Origin of the sequence: Vibrio sp. 10N.222.51.C5 (assembly GCF_041474575.1) — a bacterium.
Taxonomy (GTDB): Bacteria; Pseudomonadota; Gammaproteobacteria; order Enterobacterales; family Vibrionaceae; genus Vibrio; species Vibrio crassostreae_C.
This window is the reverse complement of record NZ_JBFRUJ010000046.1, coordinates 23,213-40,699: the sequence shown is the minus strand read 5'-3', so window position 1 is coordinate 40,699 and position 17,487 is coordinate 23,213. Positions and strand designations below refer to the sequence as shown.

Below are 17,487 nucleotides of genomic sequence, written 5' to 3'. Positions count from 1 at the left end.
TTGGCTATTTTTTTGCTTGTCATTTGGTGATTGTCTTTTTTCATTTCCCGTTCCTACACTTTTAGGCTCTAAACTTCAGATGAAAAAAAGCCAGCCACCATAGGTGACTAGCTTAAACTTTTCTCGAATCTCGAATCTCGAATCTCGAATCTCGAATCTCGAATCTCGAATCCGTTTTAGTACCCCATCAACTGCAGCAAGTTCTCCGCTGTGCTGATTGCTTCTTTACGGTTAGCAATGTTGAGCTTTTGGTAAAGGTTACGGATGTGAGTCTTGATTGTGGTACCCGCTACATCGAGTTCTTGAGCGATCTGCTCATTACTGAATCCTGAGTAGATCAGACCAAGTACTTGCCATTCACGCTGGGTGAGTGGGCTAGTACGCACAAGCTCAGGAATGTTCGGGTGATTAACCAAGTTCTCAACAAAGTCTTCATCGAAGTGAACCGAGCGGCTGCGTTGGGTCGCGGAAATATCTTTCATGATTTGTTGTGCGCGGTGACGTTCTAAATCACCTAAGCCTGGCTTGTTGCTCAACTTATCCAAGATATGCCCGATAGTCCCACCGTCTACCAAGAAGTTACCGACCATACCGGTTTGGTTAGTCATATGAAGCGCTTCTTCGAGTAGTATTCGTGCGCTGTCTTCATCGTTAATTTGTGTACGTAACACGGCTTCAACGATCAAGTTGCGGTTGGTGTCTGTAATCAGGTGCGAACGCTGGGCTTCACTCTTAAGGAAGGTCAGCGCTTCTTCTGCGTCTTCATACTGCTCAAGGATGATGTGAGCACGAACGATGTTTCGCCACTGAAGTTGGCAGAAGTGGTTACTTGCCGATTCAGGTCGAACAGCCACACTCAGCCAATCACGGATAGCTTCTTTATCGCCTTTTACTTGCCAGAACAGAATCAAAGAAAGAGAAGCATTTGCCGTCCAATCTACGTGGTAAGTCGATTGACGCAATAGGTGCTGAATCTGGTCGATAAATTTCGACGCTTTATCAATCTCACCACGGCTCAATGAAATACGAGCCAACATAGAATAGCTGTGCAGGTGTTTACTCGGAGAGTGGTGACCAAGGATATCTAAGCCTTTGTAGCAACACTCTTCCGCTTCATCTAGTCGGTTCCAACACCAGAAGATCTGAGCGCGAACACGCAGCAAGAATTCGTGCAGAGGTACGTATTGCAGCTGATGTTCTTCAATCAATTTGAATGCACTGTCTTGTAGCTCAAATGCAGCTTGAACATAACCTTGAGCAATCAAGATTTCGCTTTGTTGCAGAATCGCCCACAGGGCCTGATGGTAAACCTGATACTGACGTGCCAGTTTTTCTGTTTGTTGCATCATCGGTAGCGCACGGCTTAGGTTACCCATTACGTGATTCACTTCGCCCACAACCGAGGTTGCGACAATGCGGCTACGATAAACGGTGGTGTTCAACTGACTCAACGAAAGCTCAGCCAATTCCAATGCTTTCTCAGGCTCATTGCTGTTGATGGCAACTTGTGCGCGTAAGGCGTTGTATTGGCCTTGCTGCTGAGTATCGAGTTCAATGTTTCGCGCTTGATATTGAGTCTCAGCCTCTTCCAACAAAGTACCCACTTGGTCATAACGGTGCTGACTTTGTGCAAGCCAAGCGCGCAACATCGAAAGCTTTGGCTCACTGTATAGTTGATCTGTGGTTAGCTGTTTGATCGCCATTTCTAATGACGAAAGCTCACCTTGGTTGAACATCGGCCAACCGTGCTCAGTCAGGATTTGAATGATCAGTTCTGGATCTTCAGCGCGCTGTGCGTGACGTAGTGCTTGGTGTGGTGTGTTTTGCTTGATCCACGCTTTTGCAGCACTTCGATGCAGTTCAGCTTCTTGCTGAGGAATTCGAGCTTGGCGCTCGTGGGCGAGGAACTCACCAAATAGATTATGGAAGCGGTACCAGTTTTTCTCGCCCTCAAGAGGGTAGATGAACAAACCAAATCGGTTAAGTGATTCGATCATACCGAGCGCGTCTTCACGTTGTGTTAGTGCGCAAACAAGCTCGTCGTTGAAGTGATCAAGCACTGAACACTGCATCAAGAACTGTCGGGTTTCTTTGTCTAGCAGGTCGAATACTTCTTCAACCAAGTAGTCCCAAAGATGGGCGTGGTTAAAGTGAGAGAACGACTCCGCGGACTGTGCAAGAGTGCGTTTTTGGTGTTGTGCTTGTAGCGCGATAAGTTGCAGTGCAGAAGGCCAACCTTCTACATAACTACAAATGCTATCTGCCGTGGTGTCATCAATGCCGTCGGCTACGCGTTGGTTGAAAAAGCGTGTGGTTTCTTCGGTATCAAACGCCAACGAGTCATTACCTAATTCGATCATTAAGTCACGAACGCGCAGGTTTGCTGTACCAAGTGGTGGCGTACCACGACTGGTGACAACCAACGTTAGGTTATCGGGCATGTGTTTGAGGAAGAAGCGCATGGCTTCGTGGATGTCGTCATTGTTGACCAAGTGATAGTCATCCAACACCAGAAAGCACTCGTGATGGAATTCCGACATCTCGGCAAATACTTCACTTAATAAAGAATGCAGCGATGAAAACTGTCGCTTTTCTGCCAGTTTTTGGGCATTCGGACAGGCATTTTGAGTCGCTTTATTAAGTGATTGAAGTAGGTAGTTGATAAAGCGGAAGGCATCATTGTCGCTATCATCAATGCTGTACCAACCCACATTAGGTTTATCTACCAACCATTGTGCAGCCATGGTGGTTTTGCCGTAGCCCGCTGGAGAGCGGAACAACACAAGCTTATAGCAATCTGCATTGTGAAGCAGCTCGAGAACCCTAGGTCGTAGGATTGCATTATGTAAGCGGCCGGGACGAGTCAGTTTCGAAGGGATCCACATATCGAAGTTTTACACCTATTCCGTGGCTATGTTCTGGAATATCCCAATCTATCGTTGAGTGCACTCCAATGACATGAGCCTAATTACTTAAGTCTTTACTCATATTACGTGAAGCCAAACGTTACCGACTACGATCCTCCTCAGAAACCTTGCACTCCTGCATGTTTTTGGGTGTCTACGCCCTTTATTTGAGACTTTGCTCACGTTGCGTGTTGGTTTGTGAATGTGACTTCGTTCATCCCTACACGGGAATCAATGCAAAAGATGAGAGTTGGAAATTATTTTCGTGATCTGAAACTCAGATTTGGCAATGACTTTAAATGGGTTAAATAAAAGTCACATCAATTGAAGTTAAGTTATCGAACGGGAGCTTGTGATCTTAGTCACTCCAAGTTTTTGTTCGCAGTCAGAACATGAGAGTCAGATCACTAACCCTAAGTCGGTACGCCCCCTACGCCCTCCCATCTACTCCTAGTCAGTTGCATTAGCGGGAGGATGTTTAGTTTATGGTGACCATGCACGATATGTCACAGATGAATTAGAACTATTAAAAGCGAGATTTCTGAAATGAAACCAACTCAGCAAAAAACTTTCGATAAAGTGTCATTCCAAGAGAGTGTTAAGAAACATTTATCTGCAACCTACGCAACAACGATTGAAAACGCAGATAGCCGCGCATGGTACCTAGCAATGGGGCGTGCGCTAGCAGAACTCACAACATTTGATCTGTTAGAAACTGAAAATGACGAAAAAATTAAGAACGCGAAGAGCGTTAACTACCTATCACTTGAGTTTTTGATTGGCCGTCTAACAGGTAACAACCTGATCAGCATGGGTCTATACGAACAGATCACTCATGCAATGGAAGAGCTAGGTCAAAACCTAACTGACCTTCTAGAAGAAGAACGTGACCCATCACTAGGTAATGGTGGTCTTGGTCGTCTAGCCGCTTGTTTTATGGATTCTTGTGCCGCTCAAGAATACCCAACAGTAGGCTACGGTCTTCACTACGAATACGGTCTATTCAAACAGTCTTTCCAAGACGGTCGTCAGCAAGAAGCACCTGACGCATGGCGTGGTGTTGAAGGTTACCCATGGGAAGTAGCTCGTCCAGAACTAGCACAACACATTGGTTTTTACGGTCATGTAGACGTTGAATTCATCGACGGTAAAGAAGTACGTACTTGGGTTCCAGGTATGGAAGTAAAAGCAATGCCTTGGGATCTACCAATCGTAGGTTACGAGTCAAGCACGGTTTACCCGCTGCGTCTTTGGGAATGTCAGGCAATTGCACCATTCTCACTAGCAAGCTTCAACAACGGTGATTACTTCGAAGCGCAACACTCGCTAATCGATGCAGGTAACATCACTAAGGTTCTTTACCCGAACGATAACCACGAGAAAGGTAAGACACTGCGTCTAATGCAGCAGTACTTCCATTCAGCAGCATCGGTTCGCGATATTCTACGTCGCCACGAAGCAGCAGGTTTCTCTCTAGAAGATCTGCCTAAGCAAGAAACGATTCAGCTGAACGATACACACCCAACGATCGCGATTCCTGAGCTAATGCGCATCCTGATTGACGAGAAAGGTCTATCTTGGGATCAAGCATGGGAAATCAGTGCTCACACGTTCGCTTACACGAACCACACACTACTTCCAGAAGCGCTAGAGACTTGGTCTGAATCTTTAATCAATCGTCTTCTTCCACGTCACATGGAAATCATCTTTGAAATCAACCACCGCTTCATGCAAGAAGTTCGCAAGATGTGGCCTGGTGATGGTGAGAAGCAAGCGAAGCTTTCTATCATCCAAGAAGGTTTCCACCGTATGGTTCGCATGGCAAACCTATGTGTGATTGGTTCTTACAAAGTAAACGGTGTAGCTGCGCTTCACTCTCAACTGGTTAAGAAAGACTTGTTCCCTGAATTCAACGAAATCTTCCCAGGTAAACTGACTAACGTAACGAACGGCATCACGCCACGTCGTTGGTTGAAGTTCTGTAACCCAGGTCTATCTGCGCTAATCACGGGTAAGATCGGCACTGAATGGCCAGCAAAACTTGAGCAGCTAGAAGGCATCGCTAAGTTTGCAACAGACGCGAAATTCCAAAAAGAATTCATGGCTGTTAAGAAAGAAAACAAACAGCGCCTAGCTGATTGGGTTCAAGAGAACATGGGTATCGAGCTAGATACTAACGCTATCTTTGACGTTCAAATCAAACGTCTTCACGAATACAAGCGTCAGCACCTAGATTTGCTACACATTCTATCTCTGTACCACCGTATTCTTAACGAACCTGGTTTCGAGTGTGAGCCACGCGTATGTTTCTTCGCAGCGAAAGCAGCACCGGGTTACCACCTAGCGAAAGAGATCATCTTCGCGGTTAACAAGATTGCAGAGAAGATCAACAACGACCCTCGCATCGGTAACAAACTGAAAGTGGTATTCATTCCTGACTACCGTGTAAGCATGGCTGAAATCATCATCCCTGCAGCAGACGTTTCTCAGCAAATCTCACTAGCGGGTAAAGAAGCATCTGGTACGGGCAACATGAAGATGGCTCTAAACGGCGCGCTAACTATCGGTACGATGGATGGTGCAAACGTTGAGATTCGTGAAGAAGTGGGTGATGAAAACATCTACATCTTCGGCCTAGACGTTGATGGTGTTCAAGCTCTGAAAGCTCAAGGCTACAACCCATACGACTACTACAATGCAGACCCACTACTGAAAGCATCTCTAGACCTACTGACTGGCGATGAGTTCACTCCAGGTCAACCAGGCCTTCTACGTGCAACGTTTGATAGCCTGCTAGACGGTGGTGACCCTTACCTATGTCTTGCTGACTTCGCATCTTACGTGAAAGCGCACGAAGACATGGGCACGCAATACAAAGACCAAGCAGGTTGGGCTAAGAAAGCAATTCTTAACACAGCATTGGTTGGTAAGTTCACATCAGACCGCTCTATCCGCGACTACGTGAACAACATCTGGAAACTTGAAGCGGTTAACCGTTAATACTTCCAAAGTAGCCAAGGCAGTTTCTGCTTTGGCTCAATTAGCTTGTGAGCAAACGAAAGGCTTAAAGGTTTCGTTTATAAACAAGCTGCTTACAAACCGATTGTCACAAGCTAATTGATTAGTAAAAATTAAATTAACAACCCTACAAAATAGAAAGCGTCAGAACGTTTTCGGAGAGAGCGATGAAAGAACAGACCGTATTAAAACAAGTCGCAGAAATGGCAAACATTGCCGACAGTTACGTTAGTGCGTGGGGCGATGAAGCACAAGTATCAGACGAGACGATCACGTCTCTATTGGCTTCGTTGGGCTACGATACAAGCAGCGATGATGCACTGCTTAAGTCAGCAGAAAGAAAACACAAAAAAGATGTACTAGACCCAGTTCTTGTCTTGCGTGACGGTGAGCCAGTAGAAGTGGCGCTTAATCTAGGTGTAAGTGCTCGTGAAAGTGAGTTCAGCTGGCGCTTAGAAACCGAGCAAGGAGAGGTACTTGAAGGCTATCTTCAATCTCAAGTCATTCGTGACGAGCGTGCCGAGGGTGGCCCTTTAGTGTTTGCATTGCCAAGTGATTTGGCATGGGGTTATCACAAGCTCATTGTGAGCCGTAAGCGCCGTAAGAAGCCTTACGAGATGACACTGATTATTACGCCAAAAGCGTGTTTCAAGCAGTCACCAATCGAGCAAGGCAAAAAGCTTTGGGGACCCAGTGTTCAACTTTATACCCTAAGAACTCAGCATAACTGGGGTATTGGTGATTTCGGAGACCTAAAACAGCTTGTTGCGGATATCGCTTCTCGTGGTGGTGACTTCGTTGGTCTAAACCCAATTCACTCATTGTTCCCTGCGAACCCTGAAGGTGCGAGCCCATATAGCCCATCTTCTCGTCGCTGGTTGAACATCTTATACATTGATGTGAGTTCAGTTCCTGAATTTGCACTAAGTGCAGAAGCACAACAAACAGTCGGCAGCGCAGAGTTCCAACAGCGTCTACAAAAAGCGCGTGAAGCACACTGGGTAAACTACACCGAAGTGTCTGAGCTTAAGATGAGCATCTTGCCTCTGCTATTCGCAGAATTTAAGACTCGTCATCTAGACAAAAACAGCGACCGTGCACAAGCGTTCTTAGCCTTCGTAGAAGAGGGTGGCGATAGCCTGATGCATCAAGCGGCGTTTGATGCTCTACATGGTGAACTGCATGCAGAAGATTCTGGCATGTGGGGATGGCCGGTATTCCCTGAGAAGTACCGTACATTCGACAGCCCAGCGACACAGAAATACATCAAAGAGAACCTAGAAAACGTTCATCTGTACATGTACCTGCAATGGCTAGCAGATTGCCAGATCAACGATGCACAGTCTCTTGCAGAAGAGAAGGGCATGGCTGTTGGCCTGTACCGTGACTTAGCGGTAGGTGTTGCAGATTCAGGCAGCGAAACTTGGGCTGACGAAGGCAACCTAGTGATGGATGCGAGCATCGGTGCTCCACCTGATATTCTTGGTCCTTTGGGTCAGAACTGGGGTCTACCTCCGTTAAATCCAGAAGTGCTTCAAGAAACAAGCTACGACGCTTACATCAAGCTACTTCGTGCGAACATGAAGCACTGTGGTGCACTGCGTATTGACCACGTTTTAGGTCTACTGCGCTTGTGGTGGATTCCAAAGGGTGAGAACGCAACTAAGGGCGCGTACATCTACTACCCAGTACAAGATATGCTGTCTATTCTGGCGCTTGAATCTCACCGTTACCAATGTAGCGTTATCGGTGAAGATTTAGGAACGGTACCGGATGAGATTGTCGACATCCTAGCGGATGCTGGCGTGCATTCTTACAAAGTGTTCTTCTTCGAAACATCAGAAGACGACGGTGGTTTCATCTCACCAAAACACTATGCATCACAATCGATGGCGGCACTGTGTACTCACGATATGCCAACGCTTCGCGGCTTCTGGCACTGTGATGACCTGAAAATGGGCCAAGAGATTGGCTTATACCCAGATGCAGAACAACTAGAAACCCTGTTCGATGACCGTCTAGAGTGCAAGCAAGGTATCTTAGATTCAGTAGCATGGCATGGTTTCCTACCAGAAGGTGTGGGCCGCGATGCGAGCCAAGTACCGATGGACTCTTACCTTGCTGAGGCACTTCAACTGCATGTAGCGGCTGGTGGTTCAACACTACTGAGTGTTCAGCTAGAAGATTGGCTAGAGATGGACAAGCCAGTAAACATTCCTGGCACGGTTGATGAGTACCCTAACTGGCGTCGTAAACTATCAATGAACTTGGACGAAATATTTGCTCACGAAGGTGTTAATCGTATCGCTTCTAAGCTGACTGACGTTCGAGAAAAAGCAGGTAAGTAGTGACATTGAGTGACTTGAAATTAGGTGGTTTTTTGCTTACGCCGTACGAAACTACAACCTCGGTCACTCAATAATGAATGCTCATCTGGTAGAATAAACCGTCGTTATATTGCCCGCACTAATAGCGGGCATTTTTGTATTATGTTTTTTGGATGTTTGGTTAGGGAGAAACGTTTTGGAACTAAGTTCGATTTCAAAGCAAAAACAAATATATACCCAACTATCACAGGCTTGTTTCACAGACCCATTCGCGTTTTTAGGGCCATACCTACCTTCTGAGCAAGGTGCATTACGTGTGTGGATTCCTGGGGCAGATAAAGTCGAGTTGATTGTTGGAAAGGAACCTCGTATTGAGTTAGCGCGAGAGGGTGAAAGTGGTTTCATTCTTAAGCAAGAGAGAGACTTACGTTTCACTCACTATAAGCTTGCGGTTGATTGGGCTGGCGTAGAACAGATCATTGATGATCCGTATCAGTACCACGATCTATATGCGAGTTATGAAGATCTTCATACACCGAAAGATATGTATCATCACATGGGGGCTCAGTTTATTACGCTAGAGCGTGATGGACAGACGATTTCAGGTACGCGTTTCTTGGTGTACGCACCGCATGCAACTGCGGCAAGCTTGGTGGGTAACTTCAACGCTTGGGATGGTCGCCGCCACCCAATGCAACGCCTAGATTACGGTATGTGGGGCTTATTCATTCCTGAACTGGAAGAAGGCGCTCAATACAAGTTTGAATTAAAAGGACCAAATGGCGAAGGCTTACCACACAAAGCTGACCCATGGGGTTTCTACTCTGAGCAATACCCATCGTTCTCATCTGTAACTTACGATCACGCTCGTTACCAGTGGCAAGATACTCAATGGCAAAATCGCCCGGTAACGCAAAAGCGCAAAGAAGCGCTTTCGTTCTATGAATTGCATGCAGGTTCTTGGAAGCGTAACGCTGAAGGTGAATTCTTAAATTATCGCGAGCTTGCGGCAGAGCTGATCCCATACCTAACGGATCTTGGCTACACGCACGTTGAACTAATGCCAGTTTCAGAACATCCATTCTACGGTTCTTGGGGCTATCAGCCTGTTGGTCTTTTTGCACCGACTAGCCGTTTTGGCTCTCCAGATGATTTCAAATACTTCGTCGATCAATGTCACCAAGCGGGTCTTGGCGTTGTTCTGGACTGGGTTCCTGCTCACTTCCCAAGTGATGATCACGGCCTAGCAAACTTCGATGGTACGCCATTGTTCCATGATCCAGATCCACGTCGTGGTTGGCATCAAGACTGGAACTCGTACATTTACGATTTAGGCAAAGAGCATGTTCGTCGTTTCTTGGTAGCAAACGCTCTTTACTGGTTCGAACAATTCCATATCGATGGCATCCGTGTTGATGCGGTTGCTTCGATGTTGTACCTCGACTATTCGCGTAGCCATGACCAATGGATCCCGAATGCGGATGGCGGCAACGAAAACTACGACGCTATCGCAACCCTTAAGTGGATGAACGAAGAAGTGTATAAACACTTCCCGAATGCGATGACGATTGCTGAAGAATCAACGGCTTTCCCTGGTGTTTCAGCACCGACTTTTATGGGCGGCTTAGGCTTTGGCTTTAAGTGGAACATGGGTTGGATGCACGACAGCTTGTCTTACATTCAAGAAGACCCAATCAACCGTAAATATCACCACGATACGATTACCTTCCCACTGGTTTACGCACACAGTGAGAATTATGTATTGTCTCTGTCTCACGATGAGGTGGTTTACGGTAAAGGTTCTATCCACAACAAGATGCCTGGTGATGAATGGCAGCAAACGGCAAACCTACGTGCTTATATGGGTTACATGTATGCGCAACCAGGTAAGAAGCTGAACTTCATGGGTGCAGAATTTGGTCAGACGGCTGAATGGAACCATGACGACCAGCTGCAATGGTTTTTGCTGGATTACGAGCGTCATCAAGGTGTTCAGCGTTTAACGAAAGACCTGAACAATCTGTACCGCTCTGAAGCTGCAATGCACGATCTTGATTTTGATCCGAAAGGCTTTGAATGGCGTCTACAGGACTCTGCTGAAGCGAGCATTCTTGCGCACGAGCGCATCAGTGAATCTGGTGAGCGAGTATTGATAGTGTCTAACTTTACGCCAGTGCCTCACGAGCATTTCCGCTTAGGTGTTCCTGCAAAAGGTGAATACGCATTGTTGTTGAATACAGACTCTGTCGACTATGCAGGCAGCGGTTTTGAAGTGAAGCAGACTGCTGAGATTGAATCTGTAGAAAGCGAAGGGCTAGACACATCGATTGAGCTGCGTTTGCCGCCGTTATCGACCGTTTTTTACAAGCTAAATTAGGTCTATAAGTTGAGCAGGTCATCGCTGCTCACTTTTCTGAAAGTCTAAAAAAGGGAACCCTAGGGTTCCCTTTTTCTATTTCAGTAAGCTGGTTAGCGTTACTTGAAGTTGGTGAGATAGAACATTGAGCGTCCGACTACCATTTCAAGGATTCGAACTGAGTTGTTGCCGAAACTGTCCAACATCTTTTCACGAAATTCGCCGTTCGAGCTGAGGTTAAATTGCTCAGGATTCTTGATTTGCGAAGCATGGAAAAACATCAATTTAATCACGTATCGAAACTGCTCATTATCTAGAGCGGCTTGCCAAGATTGGATAAAAAGCGCTTCCGATGAAAAGTCTAGACTGTCTATAACGATCGATAGCATGTGTTCGTGAAGTACTGAGCGAATAGCGCGGGTCGACGGATAATAGCCCTGAAGCGTCGTTAAACTAATGCCAATCTCTTGAGCAATCCTTGCATAAGTTAGTGCTTCATGTCCTTCAGCCAGAAAAAGGTTTAGTACGATCTCATCGTAGTTTTTTTGATTTTCTAGTTTCTGTACTTGAGTAATTCGAGCCATTACAAATCTCTATTGAGTGTAACATTCTGTAAACGAGTATATTAAGAGCTTATGAATTAAATCTCAAACTCCAAGGGTAAATAACTGGTCAATTTATCGTTAAATATAGTCAGTATTGTGTCATTGGTTCAATTATCAATCAGATTTTGGCATAAACAAAAACACCGCCCTATTGAGCGGTGTGTTATTTAAAGTCTTTGTTTATCTATGCTAATTCAGATGACTAGAACGGATACCAAAATAACTGCGGCTCTAGAATGCGTTTCGCAATGGCTAACACCACGATAAAAGCGATGACACCTAAACAAACAAAGTCGATACGTTTCAAAGGTGCATAGCTATACCAAGTGCGAGCTTTGTGTCGGCCAAAACCTCGTAACGTCATTGCGTTAGAGATCTCGTCTGCTCGGTCCAAGCTAGAGAAAATGAGCGGGCCTAGAACCTTAGCCACATTTTTGATTCGAGTAATTAGAGGCGCTTTCTTTGAGAGCTCTACACCACGAGCCTGTTGAGCATGCATGATATTGATGAAGTCTTTCTTAACTTCTGGCAAGTAACGCAGTGTTAAGCTGACCGCATAGGCGATCTTGTAGGGAACACCGATACGGTTGAGGCTCGCAGCAAACTCCGTTGGATGCGTTGTGAAGACAAAAATCAACGCTATCGGGAACATGCTCATGTATTTGAGCGTAACAGTGACTAAGTAAAACAGAGTCTCTTGGCTCAACGAGTAGTTACCCGGCAATGTCAGCAATAAGGTCTCGCTGCCGATGAGCTCAGTACCTTGCTGTGGAGCCAGTAGGTACATGAACAGAGCATTTAGGCTTAATACACTCGCCGTTCCTAATAACAAAGGCTTGTACACGCGTACAGGCACATTGGTCAGCTTTAGCAGGTATAAACCAGTCACAATAAGCAGTGCAATCAATCTTAGGTCGAACGTAGTTAAGACCACGGTTACCCAAGCTAAGAAGAGCGCAAATTTGGTGATGCCGTTAAGTGCATGAAGCGGTGATTTTGTATCAATGTAATTGATGCCGAATTTTACTTTTGATGCGTTCATTGAGCGCTTCTCTCGTAGTCGATGAAGTACTGCATAAACGCATTGGTGTCGTCGATTTTCATCATAGTCGCGAGTTCATAAATGCTGGTGGTACAAAGATTTGCACGTTCTAGAAGTGATGGTTGGCTAAATACTTCCGTCATCGCGGCATTGGCAATCAACTTGCTGTCTGCGATTACGATTGAACGTGTGGTGTACTCGAGAACGAGGTGCATGTCGTGTGAGATGATCACAACGGTAATACCCAAATCACGATTAAGCTTTTGGATGAATGCCAGCATGGATGTGTAGTTACGGTAGTCTTGACCTGCTGTCGGCTCATCCAAGATAAGAAGCTCAGGCTCCAGCACCAAAATAGAAGCGATGGTTACTCGTTTTTTCTGACCGTAGCTCAGTGCTTCGATCGGCCAGTGGCGGAACTTACTCAGCCCACACAACTCAAGAGCATGCTCTACTTTTTCTGTGATCAGCTCTTCTGCAATGTTGCGGTTACGAAGACCAAAAGCAATCTCATCAAAAATCATATGATGCGAGATCATATGATTTGGGTTCTGCATCACGACACCGACTTTCTGGCTTCTTTCAAAGATAGAAAGCTCAGATAGGTCTTCACCATTTAGATAGGAAGAGCCTGAATCGGCATCGATCACACCCATGATGAGTTTAGTGATGGTAGATTTGCCTGAACCGTTTTTGCCTAAGATTGAAACGAACTCACCCTTACCAATCTTAAAGCTGACATCTTCGAGAGCGTTCTTTTCACCATCGTAAGAGTAAGTCAGGCCGTGGACCTCAAGCAAAGGTTGGTACTGCTTCTCGGCAACTGGAGTCGGGCGCTCTGCAAACCAAGCCTGAACCGCAGGGCGGAATCTTTTGTAATCGAGAGCTTTGAGGTTTGATAGCTTATCTTCACTGGTCAAAGGTGCTTTCGCTGCCTTCAGAGCAGATAAATAAAGTGGTTCACGAATACCGTGTGTTTCAAGCAGTTCAGAAGCTAAGATTTCATCGGGTGTCATGTCCGCGACAATTTCACCGCGCTCCATCAAGATCACTCGATCGATATCGCGATGTAGTACATCTTCAAGGCGATGCTCGATGATGACTATAGTCTTGTTGGTTTCTTTATGAAGTTGGTCGATGATTTCGATAGTCGCTTTACCCGTTTTCGGGTCAAGGCTAGCCAAAGGTTCATCAAACAACAGGATGTCAACGTCATCAACTAAGATGCCCGCTAATGACACGCGTTGTTTCTGGCCGCCGGATAAATCATGTGGCGAGCGATCAAGCATATCTGCTAAGTCGACCATTTTTGCTGTCGACTTAACCAGAGGGTACATATCAATGTTCGACACTAACTGATTTTCCAGTGCGAATGCGATGTCTTCGCCAATACTCAAACCGACAAATTGGCTATCAGTATCTTGTAATACTGTGCCAACCTGCTCGGTATAGTCGTGCATAGAAAAATCAGAAATGTTCTTACCGTTGATCTCTAGAGAGCCAGTCACCTCACCTTTGATAGCATGAGGAATCAGACCGTTAAGGCATTGACCTAGGGTAGATTTACCACTACCGCTTGGTCCAATAATGACGATTTTCTCTCCTTTCTCTATCCTTAGATTGATATTTTTTAGCGTCGGTTTATCCAGCGACTCATATCTAAAAGAGAAGTTCGAAAATGCTATAGTCATTATCGCTTATGCCTCAGTCAGGTTACGGCTTTGTTTGTTGCGTTTAGCGACTGATTTTAGGATCAGTAAGCCAACAACAGCGATCAGAACGGTGTTACCCGCAGCAATGATAGAGAGTTGAGTGAAGACTTTAGTAAACGGTTCTGCATAAAGGATGGTATCTAGGAATGCAGAGCAGCCGTAACCAACCACATTACCGGCAAGGGCAAGTATCACAAACAGCGCGAAGTCCTTCATAGGCAACTCACCTTGCTGAAGGCGGTTCTTGGTCAACATCGGGAATAAGCCGATAACCATGCCTACGATACCTGAGCCTAAAACCCAAGTTAACCACACCCCCCAGCCTGCGAACAGATCCGTTACCCAGTGACCGATAAAGCCAACTAAGAAGCCAACAATAGGGCCGAACAAAACAGAAAACAGTGCTAGAACTGCCATTGCTGGTTTCAATGTCGTGTTAGCAAACACTGGGACACCAAACATAGGTAAACCACCAATGCCGTACAGTGCCGCGCCAATGGCGATAACGACCACTGTTTTAGCTGAAAAGTTCATAGATAACCTCGAATTCTGAAAAATAAAGCAAAATAAAGAATAAATATTCGCCATTATTAATATGCGTCTCAATGAGAACGTTTTTTGGGCAAATATAAAAAATAAGGCGCGCATTATACAGTAGAACCCTTCCATAAGGGAAGGTAAGTGTCTAGATGTCTAAAATTCCATCTGAACACCTAAATATCGTGTAAAAAGCGTAATTTTACGGTTAATCCAGCAACAAAAAAGCCAGAGCGAGTCTGACTTTTTCATTCGTCTTAACAATGTGTTAAGCGGGTTCGTCACGTACCTTTGACCGTTTAGTGGTCTAGGTATAGATAGTTTTGCCAACTCTTCATGCGAATAAGGACCTTGCGCATGATTGAAACGTGGGTGAAGCTGTCAGAATAAACGGCAACTTCAACCGCGGTACCCATAGGTAAATGGTAGTCAGACAGGTCATCAGTGATGGTCATTTTAGCAAATACGCGTCCATTAGTACGAAGTGCATTGGTACCAATAAGTGTCCCGCGCGCTTGAATTTGACTCTCACCAATAGCTGGGATTATTTCATCAATGCGTCCTTTGAAAATCTTGCCTGGTAGTGCTCTGAATAAAAATTCAGCTTCGAAACCAGGATGCAGTCGTTGCAATGAGTTTTGTCTGAATGCTGCGATGTAGTATTTTTCTTCCGTATGGACAAATGTCATCACAGGAGCAAGAGGTAGCGGTACAGCCATTACGCCTGGACGCAGTGCTAGTTGTGTAACATATCCATCCGTTGGTGCTCTCACGACCGTTTGGTCAAGGTTGAATTGAGCCTTACGTAAGTCTGCAAGTAATCCTGCCACTGCGGTGTTCTCGCCACCAATTTCAGAATTTAGAGCGATCTGAGCTTGTTGTTGACTTGCTTCTGCTACTTTTACTGCTGCTTCCGATGCCTTATAAGCTTGTCTACGAGTATCCAATTGTTGTTCGGTAAACGCACCACTTTCAAAGCCACGCTTATAACGAGAAAATTCGCGTTGCGCTTTGTCTCTTTCTGCAATCGCTTTGATTTTAGCAGCTTCAGCTTCAGCAACTTGAGATTCAAGCCCAAGTGCTCCTTGGCTTGCTTCTTTTACTTTCGCTTCGAGCTTAGCGACTTCTGCTTCAAAAGGGATAGGGTCAATTTTAAAGAGGATGTCTCCTTTCTTTAAAGGAGAATTCGCCTCAACAGGAACCTCAATGACTTTACCTTTAACGCCTGAAACAATTGGAGTCGTTGAGTAAACTTGGTTGCCAAGTTGTGTGAAAGGATGGTTGTAGTTCATTAATAGGATCAATGTTCCTACGATGACCACACCACCGAGCACTGCGGTAGGCACTGTCCATTTGTTTAGTGGGATATTAAATACTTTGAAAATAGTGATACAAAGTGCCGCGTAGGTCATTATCAGTAGTAAATCCATTACTTAGCCTCCTGATCTTGAACGTTGTTTGACTCTTTTTTTGTGCTGCTTTGTTTAGTATTTGCTTGTTTGAGCTGTGCGATCTCTTCTTGAAGGGTGCTAACTTGATCGATTAAAACATCCACTCGGTGATGAATATCGTGCTGCTCTTCTTCGAGTTTTTCGAAGCCCCAGCCTCGGTCTTTCCGCCATAATGTTGCCCAAATCCATAGAAAGGGCCAAATTGTGTGCAAAGTGAATAGGCTAACCCAGCCTGAGACGTGAATTGCGTCTTGGTGAGGATGATTACGTTCTTTGGCTATTTCATAAGGGATATCGTGAATAACGATGATGCCGTAAAAGATGACTAGAGCAACGAAAATGAGTAAGCCGAGTGCAAAGTAGTCTAAAAACATAACAGATCCTTGTAATGTTAGATGTTAGTTATAAATATAGTACGCTATCATCCAAGTAATTGTTATAAAAATGATTTGCTGAGTTATAAATGATGAGTGTTCGCTTCTAATGTGAGCAAAATTATTGACGAATCTTATAAAATCTCATCGCGTTTGAAGAGGCTATTTCGGCTTTCTGGTTGGTATTTTAGCTGAAATGATGACAGCTACGATTCTAAATGACGTGCACAACCACAAAGGATAAACACGGATGTATATAGGTGAATTGGCGGCTATTGGTGCTGCGATTGTGTGGGCGTGTGCGACATGGATTTATGGACAGTTTGGTCATCGCTTCTCTGCGATGCAATTGAACATTGTTAAGGGTGTAGTGGCGTCAGGGATGATGTTGCTGGTGATGCCTCTTATTCCGATGCCGGAGTTTGAACTGAGTACCAACCATTTTCTGATATTGGCAATTTCAGGTGTGATTGGCATTGCGATTGGAGATAGCGCCTATTTTGCGGCGTTGAAAAGAATCGGTGCCAATAAGACGCTGTTACTGGAATCTTTAGCCCCGCCTCTTTCTGGTGTGCTGGCATTAATGTTCCTGGGCGCTGTATTGACAGTGCAAAGTTGGCTCGGTGTCGTGATTACAACACTAGCGGTGACCTTCGTTGTCTTCCAGCCATCAAAATCGGCGAGCGGTGAATCGAATAACAAAGCGCAGTGGGGTGGCATTGGTTATGGGCTTGTGGCGAGTGTCTGTCAGGCATCTGGTGTGGTTATTTCTCATTACGCGTTAGTGGCGGGTGATATTCCACCATTGTTAGGTGCTTTGATTCGCCTGACGATTGGCGTGTTTGCTGTGATGCTGATTATCCCTTTCGTTGAAAAGAAGCCGTATTCATCGATAAAAAGAGATTTATGGGAAATGACCAAGCTCGATAAACTGTGGTTATTAGGAGCAATCTTTGTCGGGACGTTTCTCGCTCTATGGCTTCAACAAGTGGCGTTGAAGAATGCTAACCCTGCGATTGCACAAACGTTGATAGCGACCAGCCCGGTCTTTATTTTGGTGATTTATGCGCTGAAAGGGGAGAAGGTGTCAAAGCAAAGTATCATAGGCACACTTGCCGCCCTTGCTGGTATTTCTCTGTTCTTTTATCAATAAGCAGTT

At 45.3% G+C, this 17,487-nt stretch carries 11 protein-coding genes; 4 read left to right on the top strand and 7 right to left on the bottom strand.

Going from position 1 to position 17,487, the window contains the following annotated elements; all coding sequences use genetic code 11:
* Positions 1-176 precede the first annotated feature (176 nt).
* Positions 177-2,885, bottom strand: a complete 2,709-nt coding sequence (gene malT, locus AB4558_RS14510; protein ID WP_372158880.1) for an HTH-type transcriptional regulator MalT — start codon at positions 2,883-2,885, stop codon at positions 177-179.
* 567 nt (positions 2,886-3,452) lie between these two features.
* Between malT and AB4558_RS14505 the strand changes: the two genes are divergently transcribed.
* The 3 genes from AB4558_RS14505 to glgB all read left to right on the top strand — a co-directional run bounded on the left by AB4558_RS14505 (position 3,453) and on the right by glgB (position 10,628).
* Positions 3,453-5,906 carry a glycogen/starch/alpha-glucan phosphorylase gene (locus AB4558_RS14505; RefSeq protein ID WP_017068933.1) on the top strand — a complete coding sequence of 818 codons (2,454 nt, stop codon included), beginning with the start codon at positions 3,453-3,455 and terminating at the stop codon, positions 5,904-5,906.
* A gap of 185 nt (positions 5,907-6,091) precedes the next feature.
* A complete protein-coding gene (gene malQ, locus AB4558_RS14500) occupies positions 6,092-8,272 on the top strand; it encodes a 4-alpha-glucanotransferase (protein ID WP_017067441.1) in 2,181 nt (726 codons plus the stop codon).
* Between the two features lie 175 nt (positions 8,273-8,447).
* Positions 8,448-10,628, top strand: coding sequence for a 1,4-alpha-glucan branching protein GlgB (glgB, locus tag AB4558_RS14495; protein ID WP_017061870.1), 2,181 nt, complete (start codon positions 8,448-8,450; stop codon positions 10,626-10,628).
* A 98-nt stretch (positions 10,629-10,726) separates the two neighbouring features.
* On the opposite strand, the gene AB4558_RS14490 is transcribed toward glgB, so the two are convergent.
* The 6 genes from AB4558_RS14490 to AB4558_RS14465 all read right to left on the bottom strand — a co-directional run bounded on the left by AB4558_RS14490 (position 10,727) and on the right by AB4558_RS14465 (position 16,328).
* Positions 10,727-11,191 (bottom strand): TetR/AcrR family transcriptional regulator, encoded by a 465-nt coding sequence (locus AB4558_RS14490; protein ID WP_017061871.1) that lies wholly within the window; start codon positions 11,189-11,191, stop codon positions 10,727-10,729.
* 223 nt (positions 11,192-11,414) lie between these two features.
* Positions 11,415-12,254, bottom strand: coding sequence for an energy-coupling factor transporter transmembrane protein EcfT (locus AB4558_RS14485; RefSeq protein WP_017066577.1), 840 nt, complete (start codon positions 12,252-12,254; stop codon positions 11,415-11,417).
* The gene (locus AB4558_RS14480; protein ID WP_017061873.1) at positions 12,251-13,945 is read right to left on the bottom strand and encodes an ABC transporter ATP-binding protein; all 1,695 of its coding nucleotides are present in this window, start codon (positions 13,943-13,945) and stop codon (positions 12,251-12,253) included. Before AB4558_RS14480 ends, AB4558_RS14485 begins: the two co-directional genes overlap by 4 nt.
* 6 nt (positions 13,946-13,951) lie before the next feature.
* Complete coding sequence (locus AB4558_RS14475; protein WP_017072411.1) at positions 13,952-14,500, bottom strand: ECF-type riboflavin transporter substrate-binding protein; 549 nt, start codon at positions 14,498-14,500, stop codon at positions 13,952-13,954.
* A 302-nt stretch (positions 14,501-14,802) separates the two neighbouring features.
* Positions 14,803-15,933, bottom strand: coding sequence for an HlyD family secretion protein (locus tag AB4558_RS14470; protein ID WP_372057065.1), 1,131 nt, complete (start codon positions 15,931-15,933; stop codon positions 14,803-14,805).
* Positions 15,933-16,328: a DUF3302 domain-containing protein gene (locus AB4558_RS14465; RefSeq protein WP_017061875.1), complete on the bottom strand. Its 396-nt coding sequence runs from the start codon at positions 16,326-16,328 to the stop codon at positions 15,933-15,935. The genes AB4558_RS14470 and AB4558_RS14465 overlap by 1 nt, the downstream gene beginning before the upstream one ends.
* A gap of 250 nt (positions 16,329-16,578) precedes the next feature.
* Here AB4558_RS14465 and AB4558_RS14460 point away from each other — a divergent pair, with 250 nt between their 5' ends.
* Positions 16,579-17,481, top strand: coding sequence for a DMT family transporter (locus AB4558_RS14460; protein ID WP_017061876.1), 903 nt, complete (start codon positions 16,579-16,581; stop codon positions 17,479-17,481).
* Positions 17,482-17,487: the final 6 nt, after the last annotated feature.